Genomic DNA, 19,852 nt, shown 5'->3' with positions numbered 1-19,852 from the left:
ACCCGCGTTCCACCATCAGGGCTTGATGTTCTGGTTCATGTGGAACAGGTTGTCCGGGTCGTACTTCCGCTTGACGTCCACGAGCCGGTCATAGTTGCCGCCGTAGTTGTCGCGGATGCGGCTCTGGTCGTCCTCGGACATGAAGTTGATGTAGCCGCCCGCCTCGGAGTGGGCGGAGGTGGCGTCGTAGTAGTCGCGGACCCATTGGATGCCCGCCTCGTTGGTCGCCGGATCCGGCCACATCCCGGCGATGACGGTGGCGAAGTTCGCGTCGCGGTAGGCGAAGGCGGTGTCCTCGGTGGCGACCCGGTGGCAGGCGCCGTTGATGGGGTAGATGTGCATCGTGGAGTTCAGCGCGGGCAGCTTCGGGCCGTGCTCCAGATGGGCGGCGATCGCGTCGTCGGTGAGTTCGGTGACGAAGTTCGCCTTCCAGTAGTGCTGCAGGCCGGGCGGCAGCAGCGCGTCGAAGGCGCTGTTCAGGGCCGGGTAGGGCATTGGGCCGACGGCCTCGGCCACGATCGGGGCGACCTCGCGCAGCGACTTCAGTGCCGCCTCGCCCTCGTCCAGGGGGCCCGACCAGCAGGGCACGAACAGGGCGAACGGCTCGCCGTGGCGGTCCTCCGGGATGAACGGCAGCGGCGGCGCGATCTGGAACGCAGGGAAGCCGCCGAACTGCTCCGGCGCGTCGGCGATGAACTCTCGGTACCAGCGCAGCAGGTCGGCCGCGGCGTCCAGCTCGAAGAACATCGGGCCGCCGTAGATCATCTCCACGTGGTGCAGTTGGAACTCGAACGACACGACGACGCCGAAGTTGCCGGTGCCGCCGCGCAGCGCCCAGAACAGGTCGGCGTTCTCGTCGGCGCTGGCGACCTGGAACTTCCCGTCCGCGGTAACCACGTCGGCTGAGACCAGGTTGTCGCAGCTCAGTCCGCACGCGCGGTCGAGGTAGCCGATGCCGCCGCCGAGGGTGAGGCCGCCGACACCGGTGGTCGAGATGATCCCGCCGGTCGTGGCGAGCCCGAAGGCGTGGGTGGCGGCGTTGAAGTCGCCCCACCGCGCGCCGCCCTCGGCACGGGCGGTGTGGGCGGCCGGGTCGACGCGGACACCGCGCATGCCGGACAGGTCGATCACCACGCCGCCGTCGCAGGTGCCGAAGCCCGGCACGCTGTGTGAGCCGCCGCGCACAGCGAGGTCGACACCGCTCTCCCTGGCGAAGTCGACGGCGGCCATCACGTCGCCCGCGTTGGCGGGCCGCACCACCACCTTCGGCCTGCGGTCGATCATTCCGTTGTAGACCTTGCGGGCCTCGTCGTAGCCCTCGTCGTCAGCGGTGATGACCGGCCCGCGCACGGTCTCGCGCAGCTGGTCGACAGTGGGAGCGACCATGATTCCTCCCGTGCTCTGGTGCCGGTGGGTTCGGGACCAGTCCACTTCGGGCGGTGCTCGCGGGCTAGGGGCGAAAGGGCCCAACCTCCCGGACAGCCCGATGCCCCGGTCACCCTGAGTGGGTGGCCGGGGCATCGGGAGTGAGAGTGCTACGCGAGCGCCTTGCGCACCCGGTACGGCGGGACGGTGCAGCCGCGCAGCGCGTCCGCGTCGATCGTCTCCGGGCGGTACGGCAGGGTCTTCAGCCGCTCGATCATCCGCTCGGTCGCGCCGTCCTCGGCGTCGTTCATGCCGAAGAGGAACGCCCACTCGTGCTCGTCGGAGCCGTAGTAGACCGTGGTGCCGAAGATGTCCCCGAAACGCTTCATCGAGCGGATCAGGGTCTCGTTGCGCCACATCGTCGGGCACCCGGCCTGGCAGATCACCACACCGCCATCGGCGAGCACGGCGCGGCAGCGGGTGAGGAACTCCTCCTCGTACAGCCGGTTGTGCTGGGCGAACTCGGGCCGCTCGTCTGGCAGGTCGACCAGCACGATGTCGTACTTCGCGCCCGCCTTCTCCGCGTCTATGAGGTACTGCCAGCCGTCGGCGTAGTGGACCTTGATGGGCCCGTCCTGCTTGACGGCCGCGGCCAGCTCATCGCTGGTGTAGCCGTAGGGCAGGTGCTCGGCGCACAGTTCGACGGCCTGCTGGTCGATGTCGACGTGGTCGACCACCGACGCGCCCGCCGCCACCGAGATCTGCGAGACGACACCCTCGCTGGACCCGATGACCAGGACCCGCTCGATCTCGCGGGCCAGCAGGAGGCCGGGGACCAGCAGCGCCTCGTGGTAGGTGAGCTGGCTGAACTCGGTGCTCTGCCGGTCGTTGTCGCAGAACAGGCTCACGCCCTGGCTCGTCTTGCCGATCACCAGGTGCTGGAACTCGGTGTTCGTGTCGACGATCACCTCGGGCATATCCCACACACGGGTCATGCCTTCGGCGAGGGGTTCAACAATGTTCGTGCTCATCGGGCGGGCTCCGCGGGAATCGGGTTGCCCCGGTGGATGGTGGTGATACGGGCTTCGAGTGCGTCCAGGCTGTCGCGCAGCAGCGCGGCGGCCAGTTCCGGGTCGGCGGTCTCGCCGCACGTGAAGATGTCGACGAACATCGACCCGATCTCCGGGTAGGTGTGGATCGACGCGTGCGACTCCGACAGCAGCGCCAGCACCGTCACACCCTGCGGCTCGAACTGCTTGGAGATCACGTCGCAGACAGTGGCTCCGGCCTTCTCCAGACAGTCCTCCAGTGTCGACCGCAGGAAGCCCAGATCGTCCAGAAGCAACGGATCCACACCGTCGAACTCGGCAAGCACGTGTCGGCCTGCGAAGTAGCCGACGTTCGGATCGGACGCACGGTCATACGACATCTGTCTAACCTCCTGCGGGGGGAATCAGCCGACGAACAACGTCGGCAGAGGCGGAAAACCGTTGAATGACACCGAGGAATAACTCGCGGTGTAGGCGCCCGCGTCGAGGATGTCGACGTGGTCACCGGCCCGTAGCGCCGTCGGGAGACGATACGGGGTGTGCTGGTAGAGCACGTCATCGCCGTCGCAGGTCGGGCCCGCGATGATCACCGGCCCATCCGGTGCGTCCGGGTGCGCCGTGCGCAGCCGGTAGGCGATGTATTCGTTCTCGGTTTCGGCCAATCCCGAATAGCGGCCGATATCCAGATAGACCCAACGGTGTTCGTCAGAGTCCGATTTGCGCGAGACCAGCACCACCTCGGTGCGGATCAGCCCGGCGGTCGCGACGACGGCGCGGCCGGGCTCGATCAGCAGCTCGGGGGCGGTCTCGAAGTGGGTGGCGACGGCCGCGCGGATCGCGGCGGCGTGCACGTCGAGCGGGGGAGCGGGGTCGGCGTAGCCGGTGGGGAAGCCGCCGCCCAGGTTCAGCGAGCGGGTCGGCACCCCGCACTCGGCCAGCGCCCGCGCGATGCGGCCCGCCTCGGCGATGCCCGACACCCACGCCGCCGGGTCGGTGTGTTGGGAGCCGACGTGAAAGCAGGCGCCGTCGGCGGCCAAGCCCAGGTCGGCGGCGCGGGCCAGCAGGCGGATGGCCATGTCGGGCGCACAGCCGAACTTCTTGCCGAACGGGGTGCCCGACTGCGGCGCGTCCACCAGGAACCGGCACGACACCCGGGCACCGGGTGCGTGCTCGGCCAGGTTCTCCAGGTCGCCGTCGGAGTCGAAGGTGAATCGACGCACACCCAGCCGATAGGCGTAGGCGATGTCCGCGGCCTTCTTGATGGGGTTGCCATAGGACAGCGACTCGGGGGTCGCGCCCTGCTCCAGGCACAAGTCGATCTCACCGGTGCTGGCGACGTCGAAGCTCGATCCCTCGGCGACGAGCGCCCGCACCACCTCCGGTGCCGGGTTCGCCTTGACCGCGTAGAACACCGCGGCCTCAGGCAGGGCGGACCGGATCGCCCGGTAGTTCGCACGGACCGCGTCCAGGTCGATGACCAGGCACGGAGTGACCGGCGTCCGCTGATCGAGGAACGCACGAAGCCGGGTGGGGATGTCCGGCACCCGCAGGGAGGTGTCTAACACGGGTCGAACTGTAATACCGCGGGTGCGCAGCGCGAATCGAGCGGCCTTAATCGACCGGAAGTCACTGGACGTACTATCCGGGCCGCGTCGCCACCGTACGACTACGCGGCAGGCACGGACGGAAACGCCAAGTGACCGGTCGGTTAACGGCCGATGCCAGTCAGCGAACGAACCTCCATCTCCTGCTGCTTGGCCGCGTCGGCCGGTTCCTTGCTCAGGATGGTGCCAAGGTAGCCGCAGAGGAACGACACCGGGATGGACACGATCCCGGGATTGGCCAGCGGGAACAGGTGGAAGTCCACTCCCGACACGATCGACGTCGGCGCGCCGGACATCACCGGTGAGAAGAACACCAGCAGCAGGCACGACCCGAGACCGCCGTACATGCCCCACAGCGTGCCCGTGGTGTTGAACCGCTTCCAGAACAGCGAGTACAGCAGCGTGGAGAGGTTCGCCGAGGCCGCGAAGGCGAACGCCAGCGCCACCAGGAACGCCACGTTCTGCCCGTTGGCCAGGATGCCGCCGACGATGGCCAGCACGCCGATCACGACCGCGGTCTGCCGGGCGACCCTGACCTCCGAGGCGGCGTCGGCGTTGCCCTTGCGGAAGATGTTGGCGTAGACGTCGTGGGCGAAGGAGGCCGACGCGGTGATGGTCAGGCCTGCCACGACGGCCAGGATCGTCGCGAACGCCACCGCCGCCACGATCCCGAGCAGCACCGTGCCGCCGATCTCGAAGGCCAGCAGCGGCGCCGCGGCGTTCTCCCGTCCGGTCGCGCCGAGGATCCGCTCGGAGCCCACGAGCGCGGACGCGCCGTAGCCGATGATCAGCGTCGCGCCGTAGAACACGCTCATGGTGCCGACCGCCCAGACCACCGAGCGGCGCGCCTCGCGGGCGTTGGGCACGGTGTAGAACCGCATCAGCACGTGCGGCAGGCCCGCCGCGCCCAGGATCAGCGCCAGCGACAGCGAGATGAAGTCCACAGTGGAGATCGGCGTCTTGCCGTACTGGGCGCCGGGTTCGAGCACGGCGGTGCCCTTGGCGTTGTTGGCCGCGGCCTGGTCGAGCAGCGCGCTGATGCTGAAGCCGAACTTGCCGATGAGGAACACCGTCATCAGCACCACGGTCAGGATCAGGATCGCCGCCTTGATGATCTGCACCCAGGTGGTGCCCTTCATCCCGCCGACCAGCACGTAGAAGATCATGATCAGGCCGACGACGGCGATGACGAGCGCCTGCCCGCCCTTGCCCTGGACGTTGAGCAGCAGCGCGACGACCGCGCCCGCGCCCGCCATCTGGGCCAGCATGTAGAAGAACGAGATGACCAGCGTCGAGGTCGCCGCGGCGGCGCGCACGGGGCGCTGGCGCATCCGGTAGGCGAGCACGTCGCCCATGGTGAAGCGGCCGGTGTTGCGCACCAGCTCGGCGATCAGCAGCAGGTTGACCAGCCAGGCCACCAGGAAGCCGATCGAGTACAGGAAGCCGTCGTAGCCGTTGATCGCGATGGCGCCCGCGATGCCCAGGAACGACGCCGCCGACAGGAAGTCGCCGGACAGGGCGATGCCGTTCTGCACACCGGTGAACCGGCCGCCCGCGGCGTAGTAGTCCGAAGTGGAGCTGTTGCGGCCGCTCACCCGGTAGACGACGTAGAGGGTGATCACCACGAAGGCGGCGAACACGATGGTGTTGAGAACCGGGTCGCCGACCTGGCTTCCGGCCGCGGCAAGGGTCTTCATCAAGCGTCCACCCCCGCGGCGGTGCGGATCTTGGCCACCTCGGGGTCGAGGTTCTTGCGCGCCCACCGCAGGTACCAGGCGGTGATGCCGATGGTGGAGGCGAACTGCGCCATGCCGAGAACCAGCCCGACGGTCACCGAGCCGAACATCCGCTGGCTCATGAATCCCTTGGCGTAGGCGGCGAGCAGCACGTAGGTCAGGTACCAGACGAAGAACAGCGCGCTCATCGGGAAGACGAACCGGCGGAACCGCGACCGCAGCGCGGTGAAGTCCGCGCTGCGGTGGATGGCGGCGTAGTCCGGGCCTGCCCAGCCGCGGTCGGTCGGCGTGGTGATGCCGCCGAACGTCGCCGGGATGGGCCGGGCCCGGTTCGCGCCAGGGGGGGAGCCGCGGTGTGAGCCGTGGTCCGGGCCTCGGTTCGGTCGCGCGGGGGGCGGGACGACCTCGGTCATGCATTCCTCCGTCTAGGCAGCGGCGGGCGAGCGAGTCAGGGGACTTCCGGTGCGGCTGATCGGCGCGGCGGTCTTATAACGAGCCGATAGCAAGGACCGGGCGGGCGCCATACTAACCACGATGTCGACGCTCGCCCTAATATTCGGCAGATATTTCGTCACGCCGATCACGGAACGATAGCGGCGGCAATTGGATACGGCCCGGTTCCGGACATCACACGGATCGGTGAACCCGCCGGTCACCAGGTGTGCCTGAGGTGGCGCTCGGCAGGCGGCCGGTCACCCATCGTGGACCGGACGTGGCGGCGATGTGGCCGCTTTCCGGCAACCACAAGGTGATCGTCGCAGGTAGCGGGCCTGCTGACGACCATGGCGGCGCTGGCCCCCCGGTCGTGGAGCAGGATAACCCGATCGAGCGATTAAGGTCGACAATGGGACGCATTGCGTGACTGAATAGCCCCAAGAGTGGATGGGGTAACCGCTCCCGAACCTGGTTTATCGGCGTTTACGCAGGTCAGTCCGGTGTTGCCGGAAAGGCTTGATGATCGCTGAATCGGGGGTACGCTGTGCTCTCAAGTTCTCGCCGAAGTAGCCGATGTCCCCAGAAGTGGCCGAAGTCCGGGGAAGGACGCGGCGACGCGGATTCGGTAATGCGCGGTTTGGGTGTCGAGGTGTGTCCCCGTTGGACCTGTGGGACCCGGTTCCCGTTGTGCCCTGTGCTGTCCGGGATTTGTCGTGGAAGGAGTACGGCGCGGTGAGGCAGAAGTTCCGACGGCGAGACCAGTCCGTCGTGGAGGAGTGCGTGTGAGCAAGTCCCGCTGGACGGCGCTGCGCCAGTGGCGCGACTGGGGCATCCCGGTGAAGCTGGCCGCCGTCACCCTGGTCCCCGTGTTGTTCGCCATCGTCCTGGGCGTGCTGCAGATCGGTTCGCAGATCGACCGCGCCGACTCCTACAAGCAGATCGACCGGCTCGTCACCGTCAACGACACCCTGCACAAGACCGTCACCTGGCTGCAGCGCGAGCGCACCAAGGCCGCGGTGCTGCTGACGTCGGGCTCCAGCGACATCGGCTTCGAACTGGTCGCCGAGCGGCGCAGCGCCGACGAGGCCAAGGCGGCGCTGCTGGCCGCGGCCGACGGCCTGGTGTTCTCCAACGAGACCACCGCCGCCCGCTACACCGACGTGCGAACCCGCTTCGGCGAGCTGGAGGTGCTGCGCGGCAAGGTCGGCGCCCGCGAGGTCGACGGGCCCGCCGCGCTCGCGGGCTACAGCACCGTCGTCCGCGCGCTGATCGCCTTCGACCGCGCCGCCGCCGAGGAGGTCGCCGACCCCGCGCTGTCGAGCACGGCGGGCGCGCTGCACGACCTTGAGGCGGCCAAGGAAGAGGTGCACTACCAACAGGGCCTGCTCGGCATCGGCATCGTCCGCGGCGCGCTGGCCGCCGCCGAGGTCGACGGCCTGCGCGCCTCCCAGGCCCGGCTCGACGACCGCCTCGCCGACTTCCGGGCGATCGCGAACCCGGCCCAGCAGGACGAGTACGCCCGCGCGCTGCCCGGCGCCGAGGCCGAGACCCGCAACGTCCTGGTGCGCCGGGCGCTCGACCGCGGCTCCAGACCCGGCATGCCGGTCGCCGCGGCGGACTGGAACAGCGCCAGCGACCTGGTGTCGGGCAAGCTGAGCGACATCAGCGGCACGCTCGGCGAGCAGGTCAAGAGCGGCTCGGCGGCGTTGCAGGACGAGGCCAGCGACGCCGCGGGCCTGGCCTCGGTCATCCTGATCGTCGCGCTCGTCGCCGCCGCCGCGATCATGCTCATCATCGGCAGGCACCTGCTGCGCTCGCTGAGCGCGCTGCGTCGCGGCGCGCTCGACGTCGCCGAGCACCGGCTGCCCGCCGCGGTCGCCGCGCTGCGCGACGGGCGGGACCTGGCCGTGCCCATGGTCGAGCCGGTCGCGGTGGTGTCGGCCGACGAGGTCGGCGAGGTGGCCCGCGCGTTCGACGCGGTGCACCAGCAGGCGCTGCGGCTGGCCACCGAGCAGGCCGGGATGCGCGCCAACTACGCGGGCGTGTTCGTCAACCTGTCGCGTCGCAGCCAGGGCCTGGTGCAGCGCCAGCTGCAGCTGCTCGAACGGCTCGAACGCGACGAGGAGGACGCCGACCAGCTCGCCACGCTGTTCCAGCTCGACCACCTCGCCACCCGGATGCGGCGCAACAACGAGAACCTGATGGTCCTCTCCGGCACCGCCACCGGTGAGGTCCACCACGGCCGCCGGTCGGCCCAGCCGGTGAGCCTGGCCGACCTGCTGCGCGCCGCCGTGTCCGAAGTGGAGCAATACCAGCGGGTGGTGATCGCGCCGCCGCCGAGCGTGCTCGTGGTCGGCTACGCCGTCGGCGACCTGGTCCGGCTCACCGCCGAACTGCTCGACAACGCCGCCGCGTTCTCCGCCCCCGCCACCCAGGTCACCATCTCCAGCCACCACGTCGACGGCGGCACGGTGCGCATCGAGGTCAGCGACCGCGGCATCGGGATGACGGCGGACGAACTGGCCGAGGCCAACACCCGGCTCGCCGAGGACGGCGTGGTCGACGCGACCACGTCGCGCCGGATGGGTCTGTTCGTGGTCGGCAGGCTGGCCGCCCGGCACGGGATCAAGGTCCGGCTGCGGCCGGGCGCCCCGACCGGCCTGCGGGCCACGGTCACGGTGGCGTCCGACCTGGTGACGTCCAATGTGGTCGGTCTGCCGCCAGTGCCCGCCCCGGTGCTGGACGAGCCGCCCGCCCACACCGCGGGGATCAAGCGGACCAACGGGTCCAACGGGTCCAACGGTGCGAAGGTCAAGGGCACCAACGGTTCCGCGGTCAACGGCACCAACGGTTCGGCCGTCAACGGTTCCGCGGTCAACGGCTCCACGGTGAACGGCCTGCCCCGCCGCGCGCCCACCAACGGCGTCGAGTCCTTCATCCCGATGACCCGCGGCGACGGCGCCGAGATGCCCGAGTCGCTGCCCGCCCCGCGCGACGCCGGTGACCTGGCCGCGCCGCTGCCGCGCCGCGACCCCAAGCCGGTCGAGCCCGCCGTCCCCGCTGAGTTCGGCATGCCCGCCGAGCCCGCCGGAGCGGTCGCCTGGCCGTCCCACCCGGCCCCGGACCTGCCCGCGGCGGAGGAGATCTCGGCGGACAAGCTGTTCGCCCCGCAGACGCCGGAAGCCGAGACCACCGGCTGGTGGGACACGACGCTGGTCTACGGGCGGCCCCCGGGCGCCGACCCGGTGCGCGATATCCAGGAGACCACGCCGATCTTCGACGAGATGATCTCGGCCTGGTTCCGCACCGTCACCGACGACCCGAACTCCACGGTCGCCGACGCGGAACAGGGCCCGGCATGGGACTTCGCCGCCGATCAAGGTTTCCAGGCGGCCAAGTCGGTGTCGGCGGCCGAGCCGGAGGACTTCACCCGCTCCGGCCTGCCCCGCCGCACCCCGCGCCGCAACCTGGTCCCCGGCAGCATCGATTCGTCGCCGCCCACTGTGCCGGGCCGCGACGCCGACGACCTGCGCACCAGGCTGTCGAGCTATCAGGCGGGCGTGCACCGCGCCCGCGGCGTGCACCACACCGGCCCAGCCCACGGCAACTCCGACGGCCTGGACCTGCGCGGCGCCCAGTGGCGCTTCGCCGCCGACGCGGGCTGGGACGCCGCCGCCACCCTCGGAGCGTCCACTCCGGACACTCCGGCCGACGGCGGCCTGCCCCGCCGGACCCCGCGCGAGCGGCTGCTGCCCGGCAGCCTCGACCCGGTGCCCGGCACGGAGATCCGCGTCGAACGCGACGCGGAGGCGCTGCGCGGCAGGCTCGGCAGTCTCCAGCGCGGCATCGGCCGCGGCCGGGAAAGCCTGGCCAGGCAGTCCACCGAACAGGAATCCGGGCTGGACGCATGAGTTCTGCGTTCCTCCCATCATGAATGGAGCACGATGACGTCCACGCAGTCCAAGCCAAGCCAATTCGGCTGGTTGGTCAACGACTTCGCGGAACGGGTCACCGGAGTGGCCCACGCCGTGGTGGTCTCGGCCGACGGGTTGCTGCTCACCTCCTCCGCCCGGCTCCCCGTCGACCGCGCCGACCAGCTCGCCGCGGTGGCCTCGGGGCTGATCAGCCTCACCTCCGGGGCGGCGCGGTGCTTCGACGCGGGCGCGGTCAAGGAGACCGTGGTCGAGATGGAGCGCGGGGTGATGCTGCTCATGGCCATCGGGGACGGCTCCTGCCTCGGCGTGCTCGCCGCGCCGAACTGCGACATCGGGCAGGTGGCCTACGAGATGACCCTGCTGGTCGACCGGGTCGGCCAGATTCTCACCCCGGAGCTGCGGGCGGCGCTGCAAGGCGCCGCCGGGAGGATGGTGGGGCAGCCCGCATGACCGAGACATGAGCAACCGAGATGATAGCCATCGACGAGAAGACGTTGCCGCCGCCGACATCGGCGAGCGCGGCGATGACCAGCATGGTGGTGAACTGTCTTTCGTGCGACTCGAATGGGGTGAACCGGCCCCCGAGACGAACATCGCCGACGTGATGAACGGCCTGTCCCTTGGCGGCGGGCGTCGGCGCAGGCACCGGAAGTCCGAAGTGGATGAACCGGTGGCGGTGGAACCCGAGTGGCCGCCCGGCGAGTCCGGCGAGGGGGAAAATCAGGTCGATCATGCCCCGGTCGACCTGGAACCCGCAGCCGACGCGTCGATGGTGCGTCCGTACGCCTGGACCCGCGGCCGCACCCGCTCCACCTTCGAACTGCGGGTGGAGACCATGGTCTCGGCCAAGGAGTCCGACGCGTCGGTCTTCGCCGAGTCCGAACACCGCGAGATCGGCGCGCTGTGCAAGCAGCCGCGCTCGGTCGCCGAGGTCGCGACCCTGTTCGGTGCGCCGCTTGGCGTGGCGAAGGTGCTGCTGGGCGACATGGCCCAACTCGGTCTGGTCACTGTGCACAAGACCGCTTCCGGTGGTGCCAACAAGGCCCACCTCGTGTTGATGGAAAGGGTACTGAGTGGACTCCGTCGGCTTTGAGGACTCGGCGGCCCCCACGCTGACCTCGGTCAAGATCGTCGTGGCGGGTGGCTTCGGCGCGGGCAAGACGACTTTCGTCGGCTCGGTCTCGGAGATCATGCCGCTCACCACCGAGGCGGTGATGACCACCGCCAGCATGGGCATCGACGACATCGCGGCCACCCCGAACAAGTCCACCACCACCGTCGCGATGGACTTCGGCCGCGTATCGCTCGACTCCGACCTGGTCCTGTACCTGTTCGGCACGCCGGGCCAGCAGCGCTTCTGGTTCATGTGGGACGACCTGGTCCGCGGCGCGATCGGCGCGGTGGTGCTCGCCGACACGCGCAGGCTGGCGGACTGCTTCTCCCCGATCGACTTCTTCGAGGAGCGCAACCTGCCCTACGTCATCGGACTGAACTGCTTTGACGGAATGCTCGGCCACGATGTCGAGGAAGTCCGCGACGCCCTGGCCGTAGGCCCGGAAGTCCCAATCGTCACGTGCGACGCGCGGGACCGTCAGTCGACCAAGAACACCTTGATCACCATGGTCGAGTACTCGATGCGCCGCTGGGTCACCCTGCACGGCGCGGGCGTCGGCTGAGCGAGGCGCGAAGGCCGTGCCCCCGTGCGGGACACGGCCTCCGTGGGAGGTGGTCGGATGGTTAGTCGAACACGTCCTCGGGGTCGCAGTTCATGACGACCTCGCAGTCGCAGTAGCCGCCGAGTTCGGCCAGCCCTCCGGCGATCGGCGTCCACTCGAGGTCATGAGCGCGGATCCAGACTTGGGTGTGTCGCAGGGTGTGGTCACAGCCTTCCGAGACCACGAGGTCGCCAACGAACTCGACAAGCTCCGCGAGCTGCTCACGGCTCATCGGAAGCGCCGCTGCCCGAGCCTCCCTTTCGGCGCGCTTGTACTGGTCACGTATCTGCTTGCGCCGCGCCTTGTCTGGTGGGACCGCCATCTCGCGATGCTCTCATGGCTAACTGGTCCTGTCTGTCGCCCAGACCCGCTGTGGTATTTCCTGTCGTCAGAGGTCGAGAGCTGTCCAGACGCGGTCGAGCACCCGGTCTCGGCGGGCGGCGTCGAAGGGGGCCTCGAATCCCGCCGTGACAAGGCCGTCGATGACGACGTCGAGGGTATCGATGACGACCTCGGGAGACGAGACACCGGATTCGGTGACGAAGTCGCGTAGGTGGGTGTCCCACCAGGTATTGAACTCGTTCAGCTCCGCCCGCAGCACCGGCTCGGCGTGGGCGGCGATCAGCAGGGCCAGCCAGAAGCGGTGCACCCGCTCGCCCAGGTCGGTCACCGCCCAGTGCACCAGGGCGCGCAGGCCGGTCGCGCCAGACAGGCCCGCGAGGGCGGTGTCGGCCTCGTCCTGCCGGATGGCGAGCTCGCGCCGGACCGCGCCGCGGAGCAGTTCGTCGCGGCTGGCGACGTAGTGGGTGACGACGGAGGTGGAGGCGCCCACGTGCTTGGCGACGGCGCGGATCGTCACCGCCGCGAACCCGTGGTCGGCGGCGATGGCGACGACTGCGTCACTGATCGCGTCGCGTCGGGTGGCGTGGTTGATCTGGCGGGGCACCTGAGCAGCGTACCTTGTCATGCAACAGGCGTTATGCAACGATCGTTGTATGAACGTGGTGGTGATCGGAGCGGGCTTCGCCGGACTCACGGCGGCCCGGGAGCTGCGCCGAAACGGTGTCGACGTGACGGTGCTGGAGGCGGCGGACCGCGTCGGCGGGCGCGCGCGGACCGTGATGTCGGTCGTGGAGTCGGCGGTTGACTTGGGCGGTACGTGGCTCGGCCCTGAACATCGCCGGATGAAGGCACTCGCCGCCGACCACGGCGTGTCCACCTTCGCCACACCCACCCTGGGCAAGCGCAGGTTCCTGGGCGGCGGCGGCGTCACGGTTCTCGTCGCGGGCGTCGCCCTGCTGCGTTTGTCCAGGCAAGCGCCCCAAGACGACCACACGATGATCGCCGACTGGTTGACCAAGATCCCGCACCGCAAGGCGCGCTCGCTCCTTGAGGTGATCATCGCCGAGGCCTTCGCCGCCGATGTCGACCAGGTGTCGCTGGCCGCGTTCTCGTCGGGCGTGCGCGCCGCTGGTGGGCTGCGGTCGATGCTCGGCGTCGAAGGAGGGGCACAGGATTCGCTGCTCACCGGGGGAGCCGGGGCGCTCGCCGACCGGGTCGCCGCCGGGCTGGACGTCCACCTGTCCCGTCCGGCCACGGCGATCCACCGCACACCCGACCACGTCGTGATCGACACCATGGCAGGCCCGATCCGGGCGGCCCACGCGATCGTGGCGATCCCACCCCCGGTCGCCGCCGACATCCGCCACGACCCGCCGCTGCCCAAGGACCGCGCCGCTTTCGAACGGGGCACGTTCATGGGCACGATCTACAAGGCGGTCGCCGTCTACGACACCCCGTTCTGGCGTCGGGACGGACTGAGCGGCGAGGTCATCGCCCTTGACGGACTGGTCCCGGCGATAGCCGACGTCTCGCCCCCCGGCGGCCCCGGCCACCTCGCGGTACTCGTCCCAGGACACCGCGCCCGCACCCTTGCCGCGATGACCTTGGAGGAACGCAAGAACACGGTGCTGACCACCGCGGCCCGCGCGCTGGGCGCCGGCGCGCGCCATCCGCTGGACTGGCACGAGAAGGCGTGGCAGGACGACCCACACGTCCGCGGCGGCTACTCCGCCCTTCCGCGCCCCGGCGCCCTGTCCGCGTTCACCGCGCCGCCGACACCGACGGGCCGGGTCCACTGGGCAGGCGCCGAGACGGCCCGGACCTGGACGGGATACCTGGAGGGCGCGGTCGAATCCGGCCTGCGGGCGGCTCGCGAGGTACTGACCTGACCAGGCCGGTGCTGATCTTCTTCGGTCTCCAAGTCAGGGTGACAGGGTCGCTCGCAGGGCCGTGAGGCCGTGGATGAAGGCGTCGAGGGCCAGTTCGAAGCTGTCGGCGTCGATCTCGTCGGCGTGGTCGCGGAGGCGGTGGGCCTGGTCCAGGTGGGGGTAGCGGTCGACATAGACCTGGACGTCGTCCTCGAAGCCGCGCGAGAAGGAACTCATCGCGGCACCGAGGACCAGGTATTTGGTTGAGGCGCCGATCATGGTGGCGTAGCGCGGGGGCCAGCCCGCGCGGACGAGGCCGCCGTGGACGGCGTCGGCGCGGGCCAGGGCGGTCTCGCGGCGGGCGGGGCCCGCGGCGATGACGGGGACCATGTTCGGGTGCGCGGCCATCGCGGCGCGGTACGAGCGGGCCCACGTCCGCACGCCGGCCGCCCAGTCCGTCGCGAAGTCACTGATGTCCACTGTGGACATGATGTCGTCGGCGATGTCTTGTAGCAGTTCGTCTTTCGTGCGGTAGTGCGAGTACAGCGACGGGGCCTGGACGCCGAGGTCGCCCGCCAGCTTACGCATCGACAGGCCGCCCAGGCCCGCGGTGTCCACCATCGCCAGCGCGTGCGCGCGGATGCGGGCGCGGCTGAGCAGTGGGGTGCTCGGGCGGGGCACGGGTGTCTCCTGGGTCACGTTGGTGGTCACGGGCGGTCGGGCCTATCCTGGGTAAACCTAACACCGTATGGTTTATCAGGGAGCGTCATGGACCTCGCACTCAGCGACGAGCAGCAGGCCCTGTGGGATCTCGCGCGCGACTTCATCGACAAGGAGGTCGTGCCGAATGCCGCCGAGTGGGACCGGCGGGAGCAGGTCGACCGGGCGATCGTCGGCAAGCTCGGCGCCGTCGGGTTCCTCGGCATGACCATCCCGGAGGAGTACGGCGGCTCCGGCGGCGACCACCTGTCCTACTGCCTGATGATGGAGGAACTCGGTCGCGGCGACTCCGCGATCCGCGGCATCGTCAGCGTCTCCCTTGGCCTGGTCGGCAAGTCCACCGCGTACTGGGGCGACGAAGAGCAGAAGCGGCACTGGCTGCCCCGGCTCAGCTCCGGGGAGTCCCTGGCCTGCTTCGGCCTGACCGAGCCCGACACCGGATCCGATGCCAGCAGTCTGGCCACCCGCGCGGTGCGCGACGGCGACGACTACGTCATCACCGGCTCGAAGATGTTCATCACCAACGGCACCTGGGCCGACGTCTCGCTGATCTTCGCCCGCACCGGCGGTCCCGGCCCCAAGGGGATCAGCGCCTTCCTGGTGCCCACCGACTCGGCCGGGTTCGCCCACCGGGAGATCAAGGGCAAGCTCGGCCTGCGCGGCCAGTCGACCGGCGAACTCGTCCTCGACGGCGTGCGCGTGCCAGCCTCGGCCCGGCTGGGCGACGAGGGCGTCGGATTCAAGATCGCGATGTCGGCGCTGGACAAGGGCCGGATGTCGGTCGCGGCGGGCTGTGTCGGCCTGGCCAAGGGCGCGCTCGACGCGAGCGTCAAGTACGCCACCGAGCGCACCCAGTTCGGCAAGCCGATCGCCGGCTACCAGCTCGTCCAGGAGATGCTCGCGGACATGGCCGTGGCCACCGACGCGGCCCGGCTGCTGGTGTGGCGGGTGGCCGACCTGATCGAGCGCGGTCAGCCGTTCGGCACCGCGGCGTCGATGGCCAAGCTGTTCGCCAGCGAGAACGCGGTGTCGGCGGCGAACCTAGCCATCCAGGTCTTCGGCGGCTATGGCTACCTCGACGAGTACCCCGTCGCCAAGTACCTGCGCGACGCCCGCGTCATGACGCTCTATGAGGGCACGAGCCAGATCCAGAAGTTGCTCATCGGCCGCGCGCTGACCGGGATCAACGCTTTCGTCTAAGGAGTGAGATGGATTTCTCGCTGAGCCCCGAGGAACGCGAAGTCCGCGACTGGGTGCGCACGTTCGTCCGCAAGGAGATCATGCCTCTGGAGGCGGAAGTCCTGCGCCGCGAGCGGGCCAACCAGCCTGGACTGCCCGCCGACGAGCTGAAAGCGTTGCAGCTCAAGGCGAAGGAGTCCGGCTTCTGGGGCGCGCAGACGCCGCAGGAGTACGGCGGCATGGGGCTCAGCGCGGTGATGACGGCCCTGCTCGAAGCCGAACTCGGGCGCTCGTTCGTCCCGTTCCGCTTCGGCGGCGCCGCCGACATCATTCTCTATCACGCCAACGACGAGCAGAAGCAGCGCTACTTGCTGCCGACGATCAGCGGTGAGCGCAAATCATGCTTCGCGATCACCGAGCCCGGCGCGGGGTCCGACGCCAAGGCGATTCGCACGTCGGCGCGGCAGGACGGCACCGACTGGATCATCAACGGTGAGAAGACGTTCATCACCGGCGGCCATGAGGCCGATTTCACGATGGTTTTCGCGGTGACGGACAGGGACAAAGGCGCCAACGGCGGCGTCACGTGCTTCCTGGTCGACCGCGCGGCCGGGTGGAAGTCCGAGCCGATCGACACCATGGGCCAGTGGGGTCCGGCGGCGCTGGTGTTCCAGGACGTCCGCGTGCCCCAGGAGAACATCCTCGGCGAGGTCGGCCGCGGGTTCGAGCTGGCGATGCAGTGGATCGGCCGCGGCCGGTACCTGCTGCCCGCGCGGGCGCTCGGGGCGTGTGAGCGGCTGGTCGGGATGGCCATCGAGCAGGCCAACACCCGTGTCACCTTTGGCAAGCCCATCGCCGAGTACCAGGCGATCCAGTGGATGATCGCCGACTCCGCGGTGGAGATCGAGGCGCTGCGTTGGCTGGTGCTGCACGCGGCCTGGCTGGTCGACTCCGGTGCCGACTCGCGGCACGCGCAGTCGGTGGCCAAGCTGTTCGGCGGGGTCAAGGCCAACGAGATCGTCGACCGGGTCCTACAGGTCCACGGCGGCATGGGCTACACCCGCGAACTGCCGGTGGAGCGCTGGTATCGGGAGTTGCGGCTGCTGCGGATCTATGAGGGCACCGACGAGATCCAGCGGCGCACGATCGCCCGCAACCTGCTCAAGGGCCACGCATCGGTGTCCGGCACTCTCGGTTAGGTTCAAGTCAGTTCCACGACCTCACAACCGCGCCTGACCAAATAGACCCGCGCCGTCAGGCTTCTAACTCGACGAGCCGCATGGCTAGGTTCGATTCAGTCCACAAATTTGAAGGAGTCCGAATGGTCAGGGCCGCCGTGCTTTCCGAGCAGGGGAAGCCGTTGCAGGTCACCGACATCGTCCTGCCCGAACCCGGCCCCGGGCGCGTGCGCGTGCGGGTGGTCGCGGCGGGGGTGTGCCACTCGGACCTGTCCCTGGCCAACGGCACGCTGCGGCAGCCGGTGCCCGCGGTGCTCGGCCACGAGGGCGCGGGCGTCGTGCTGTCGGTGGGGGAGGGCGTCACGAGCGTCGAGCACGGTGACCATGTCTTGCTGAACTGGGCGCCGCCGTGCCGGTCGTGCTGGTTCTGCGACGCGGGCGAGCCCTATCTGTGCGAGCGGGCCGCCGACGCCGTCGAGATCCCGCACGCCGAACTGGCCGACGGCACCGCGCTGTACCCGGGGCTGGGCGCGGGGGCGTTCGCCGAGGAGACGATCGTGCCGGAGCGCGGCGCGGTGAAGATCCCGCACGACATTCCGCTGGAGCAGGCCGCTGTCCTCGGCTGCGCGGTGCTGACCGGCGCGGGCGCGGTGTTCAACACCGCCCAGGTGCGGCCCGGACAGTCCGTCGTCGTTGTCGGGGTCGGCGGGGTCGGGCTGTCGGTGCTGCAGGCCGCGCGGATCGCGGGCGCCGGGCCGATCATCGCCGTCGACACGTCGGCGGCCAAGGCCGACTTGGCGCTCGCGCAGGGTGCCACCGACTTCCTCGTCTCCGACGAGACCACCGCGAAGGCGATCCGCAAGCTGACCGGCGGCCGCGGCGTCGACATCGCCTTCGAGTGCGTCGGCCACCCGGCGGCCATCCGCACCGCGTGGTCGTCGAGCAGGCGCGGCGGGCACGTGGTGGTCGTCGGGGTCGGGTCGGCCAAGGCGAAGGTGGAGTTCAGCGCGCTGGAGCTCTACTACTTCGGCCGCACCCTCACCGGCTGCCTCTTCGGCTCGACCGACCCCGATGTCGACGTGCCGCGCCTGCTCGACCTGGTCCGAAGTGGACAGTTGGACGTGTCGAGCCTGGTCACCGCCACCACCGACCTCGACGGCATCGAGGCCGCCTTCGCCGACATGCGCGATGGGCGCGGCGCCCGGACCCTGGTGCGGTTCAACCCGTGACCGGAGACCGGCGAGCGAGTCGCCTCGCTCGCCGGGGGAGATCAGCCTCGGTCCACGTCGTCGACGCACCAGTCGCCGCTTCGCTTCGCCAGTGTCATGACCGAGGTCGTGCTCTTGTCCTTGATCTTGATGATCAACGTCGCGGTCGCGGTGTCGCCACTCTCGGAGACATCGCCGAGCGTGACCTCGAAGCCGGACCTGGTGAAGGCCCCGGATTCGTCGACGCGGGACTTGTCCTTCTCGTCGCAGACCAGCGCTCGGGCCGCGTCCGGGTTCTTGGACCGCACGGCGCCGACGAACTTCTCCGCCGTGTCTCGGGCGCTCGCGTCTCGGGCGCTGCCGCCGCTCCCGCCGCTCTCGCCGAGGGTGAGGAACAGCGTGAGACCGATGCCGACCACCGCGAGAACCGCGACGGCGACGATGATCGGCGTCGAGTTGCGCTTCTGCGGAGCGCCATAGGCTTGCGGATACCCGTACGGCTGCTGCGGGCCGCCGAACTGGTTTTGGGCGTAGCCACCCGCGTGGGGGTCCCCCTGCGGGTGTCCCTGCTGTGGCGAAACCTGCGGATAGCCTTGCTGCGGGTAACCGGGCTGGGCGGTCTGCTGCTGCGGGAAAGCACCCTGCTGTGGGTAGCCGCCCTGGTACGGGTCGGCTTGGCCGAAGGGCGGCTGCGGCGGCTGGGACATGGCGGGGCTCCCCCTGGAGGATCAGTTGTAGTGCGATCACCGTCGGGGCCGACTCTTCCAGGAAGAATCAGGCGCACAACGGTCGTGGCCGCTTGCTGCAACTGTCTACTTCGGCCGCACGGGCCCGCGCCAGTGGTCCCGCTCCCATGGGACCCGCGGACCGGTCAGTCCACGCACCAATCGCCGTTGTTCTTCTTCAGATCGACGGTCTCGTCGCGAGTCTTGCCTTCGATCTTCATCTCGATCTTGGCCTTGGCGGTGTCGCCGGTCTCCTCGACCGAGAGGATCTTCATGTCCTGCGGCATGCGGTCCTTGTTCTTCTCGAAGACGTCCTCGGGCAGTCGGTCCTTCTCGTCGCACGCCAGCGCGTTGAGCGCCTTGATGTCGCGGGCCTCGATGGCGGAGATGTAGGACTCGACCACGCCGCGCGGCCCGCCGCCGGTGAGGGTGAACACCAGCGTCAGCACGATGCCGATCACCACGAGGCCACCGCCCGCGATGATCCACGGCAGCTTGCTGCGCTGGGGCGCGGCGCCGTAGGGGGCCAGGCCGCCGTACTGCTGCTGCGGGTAGCCCGGCTGCGGGTAGCCGCCTTGCTGGTGGCCGCCCTGGCCTGGCTGCGGATAGCCCGGCTGGGGCTGACCCGGCTGCGGGTAGCCCTGCTGTTGCGGGAAACCCGGCTGTTGCGGGAAACCCGGCTGCGGGGCGCCCTGCGGATAGCCGCCCTGCTGCGGGTAGCCGCCCTGGTAGGGGTCGGGCTGACCGTAGGGCTGCTGCGGCGGTTGTGACATTTCCGGTTCCCCCTGGGGAC

At 69.7% G+C, this 19,852-nt stretch carries 19 protein-coding genes; 8 read left to right on the top strand and 11 right to left on the bottom strand.

Annotated elements, in window-relative coordinates; genetic code table 11:
• Positions 1–15: 15 nt before the first annotated feature.
• From BN1701_RS15615 to BN1701_RS15590, 6 genes are all read right to left on the bottom strand, one after another.
• On the bottom strand, positions 16–1,386 hold the full coding sequence (locus BN1701_RS15615; protein WP_054049555.1) for an FAD-binding oxidoreductase: 1,371 nt from the start codon (positions 1,384–1,386) through the stop codon (positions 16–18).
• 149 nt (positions 1,387–1,535) lie between these two features.
• Complete coding sequence (locus tag BN1701_RS15610) at positions 1,536–2,396, bottom strand: spermidine synthase (RefSeq protein WP_054049552.1); 861 nt, start codon at positions 2,394–2,396, stop codon at positions 1,536–1,538.
• Positions 2,393–2,794: an adenosylmethionine decarboxylase gene (speD, locus tag BN1701_RS15605; protein ID WP_054049550.1), complete on the bottom strand. Its 402-nt coding sequence runs from the start codon at positions 2,792–2,794 to the stop codon at positions 2,393–2,395. The genes BN1701_RS15610 and speD overlap by 4 nt, the downstream gene beginning before the upstream one ends.
• A gap of 24 nt (positions 2,795–2,818) precedes the next feature.
• Positions 2,819–3,979: a type III PLP-dependent enzyme gene (locus tag BN1701_RS15600; protein WP_231949608.1), complete on the bottom strand. Its 1,161-nt coding sequence runs from the start codon at positions 3,977–3,979 to the stop codon at positions 2,819–2,821.
• A gap of 143 nt (positions 3,980–4,122) precedes the next feature.
• Positions 4,123–5,715, bottom strand: coding sequence for a cation acetate symporter (locus BN1701_RS15595; RefSeq protein ID WP_054049546.1), 1,593 nt, complete (start codon positions 5,713–5,715; stop codon positions 4,123–4,125).
• Positions 5,715–6,167 carry a DUF485 domain-containing protein gene (locus BN1701_RS15590; protein ID WP_082859872.1) on the bottom strand — a complete coding sequence of 151 codons (453 nt, stop codon included), beginning with the start codon at positions 6,165–6,167 and terminating at the stop codon, positions 5,715–5,717. The genes BN1701_RS15595 and BN1701_RS15590 overlap by 1 nt, the downstream gene beginning before the upstream one ends.
• Before the next feature lie 804 nt (positions 6,168–6,971).
• Here BN1701_RS15590 and BN1701_RS15585 point away from each other — a divergent pair.
• Genes BN1701_RS15585 through BN1701_RS15570 form a run of 4 tightly spaced genes read left to right on the top strand, consistent with a single transcriptional unit; the run spans position 6,972 to position 11,800 of the window.
• Positions 6,972–10,100, top strand: coding sequence for a nitrate- and nitrite sensing domain-containing protein (locus BN1701_RS15585; RefSeq protein ID WP_054049544.1), 3,129 nt, complete (start codon positions 6,972–6,974; stop codon positions 10,098–10,100).
• Between the two features lie 33 nt (positions 10,101–10,133).
• Positions 10,134–10,574 carry a roadblock/LC7 domain-containing protein gene (locus tag BN1701_RS15580; RefSeq protein ID WP_054049542.1) on the top strand — a complete coding sequence of 147 codons (441 nt, stop codon included), beginning with the start codon at positions 10,134–10,136 and terminating at the stop codon, positions 10,572–10,574.
• Between the two features lie 7 nt (positions 10,575–10,581).
• Positions 10,582–11,217: a DUF742 domain-containing protein gene (locus BN1701_RS15575; RefSeq protein ID WP_082859870.1), complete on the top strand. Its 636-nt coding sequence runs from the start codon at positions 10,582–10,584 to the stop codon at positions 11,215–11,217.
• On the top strand, positions 11,198–11,800 hold the full coding sequence (locus BN1701_RS15570; protein ID WP_054049540.1) for an ATP/GTP-binding protein: 603 nt from the start codon (positions 11,198–11,200) through the stop codon (positions 11,798–11,800). The genes BN1701_RS15575 and BN1701_RS15570 overlap by 20 nt, the downstream gene beginning before the upstream one ends.
• 61 nt (positions 11,801–11,861) lie before the next feature.
• Here BN1701_RS15570 and BN1701_RS15565 read toward each other — a convergent pair whose 3' ends face one another.
• On the bottom strand, positions 11,862–12,161 hold the full coding sequence (locus tag BN1701_RS15565; RefSeq protein ID WP_054049538.1) for a DUF2695 domain-containing protein: 300 nt from the start codon (positions 12,159–12,161) through the stop codon (positions 11,862–11,864).
• 66 nt (positions 12,162–12,227) lie between these two features.
• The gene (locus tag BN1701_RS15560; protein ID WP_054049536.1) at positions 12,228–12,785 is read right to left on the bottom strand and encodes a TetR/AcrR family transcriptional regulator; all 558 of its coding nucleotides are present in this window, start codon (positions 12,783–12,785) and stop codon (positions 12,228–12,230) included.
• Positions 12,786–12,834: 49 nt separating this feature from the next.
• Here BN1701_RS15560 and BN1701_RS15555 point away from each other — a divergent pair, with 49 nt between their 5' ends.
• Positions 12,835–14,070, top strand: a complete 1,236-nt coding sequence (locus BN1701_RS15555) for an NAD(P)/FAD-dependent oxidoreductase (protein ID WP_304439917.1) — start codon at positions 12,835–12,837, stop codon at positions 14,068–14,070.
• Positions 14,071–14,103: 33 nt separating this feature from the next.
• On the opposite strand, the gene BN1701_RS15550 is transcribed toward BN1701_RS15555, so the two are convergent.
• Positions 14,104–14,760: a TetR/AcrR family transcriptional regulator gene (locus BN1701_RS15550; protein ID WP_231949607.1), complete on the bottom strand. Its 657-nt coding sequence runs from the start codon at positions 14,758–14,760 to the stop codon at positions 14,104–14,106.
• A gap of 57 nt (positions 14,761–14,817) precedes the next feature.
• On the opposite strand from BN1701_RS15550, the gene BN1701_RS15545 reads away from it, so the two are divergent.
• The 3 genes from BN1701_RS15545 to BN1701_RS15535 all read left to right on the top strand — a co-directional run bounded on the left by BN1701_RS15545 (position 14,818) and on the right by BN1701_RS15535 (position 18,355).
• Positions 14,818–15,969: an acyl-CoA dehydrogenase family protein gene (locus BN1701_RS15545; protein ID WP_054049532.1), complete on the top strand. Its 1,152-nt coding sequence runs from the start codon at positions 14,818–14,820 to the stop codon at positions 15,967–15,969.
• An 8-nt stretch (positions 15,970–15,977) separates the two neighbouring features.
• Positions 15,978–17,147, top strand: a complete 1,170-nt coding sequence (locus BN1701_RS15540) for an acyl-CoA dehydrogenase family protein (RefSeq protein ID WP_054049530.1) — start codon at positions 15,978–15,980, stop codon at positions 17,145–17,147.
• A 122-nt stretch (positions 17,148–17,269) separates the two neighbouring features.
• Positions 17,270–18,355 (top strand): zinc-binding dehydrogenase, encoded by a 1,086-nt coding sequence (locus tag BN1701_RS15535; RefSeq protein WP_054049528.1) that lies wholly within the window; start codon positions 17,270–17,272, stop codon positions 18,353–18,355.
• 41 nt (positions 18,356–18,396) lie between these two features.
• On the opposite strand, the gene BN1701_RS15530 is transcribed toward BN1701_RS15535, so the two are convergent.
• Entirely contained in the window at positions 18,397–19,041 is a 645-nt protein-coding gene (locus BN1701_RS15530; RefSeq protein WP_054049526.1) for a hypothetical protein, read from the bottom strand.
• Positions 19,042–19,205: 164 nt separating this feature from the next.
• The gene (locus BN1701_RS36855; RefSeq protein ID WP_054049524.1) at positions 19,206–19,832 is read right to left on the bottom strand and encodes a hypothetical protein; all 627 of its coding nucleotides are present in this window, start codon (positions 19,830–19,832) and stop codon (positions 19,206–19,208) included.
• Positions 19,833–19,852: the final 20 nt, after the last annotated feature.

This window comes from Alloactinosynnema sp. L-07, from assembly GCF_900070365.1.
GTDB lineage: Bacteria > Actinomycetota > Actinomycetes > Mycobacteriales > Pseudonocardiaceae > Actinokineospora.
Note: the sequence above shows the minus strand (reverse complement) of the source record. Positions and strands in the feature narration are given on the sequence as shown.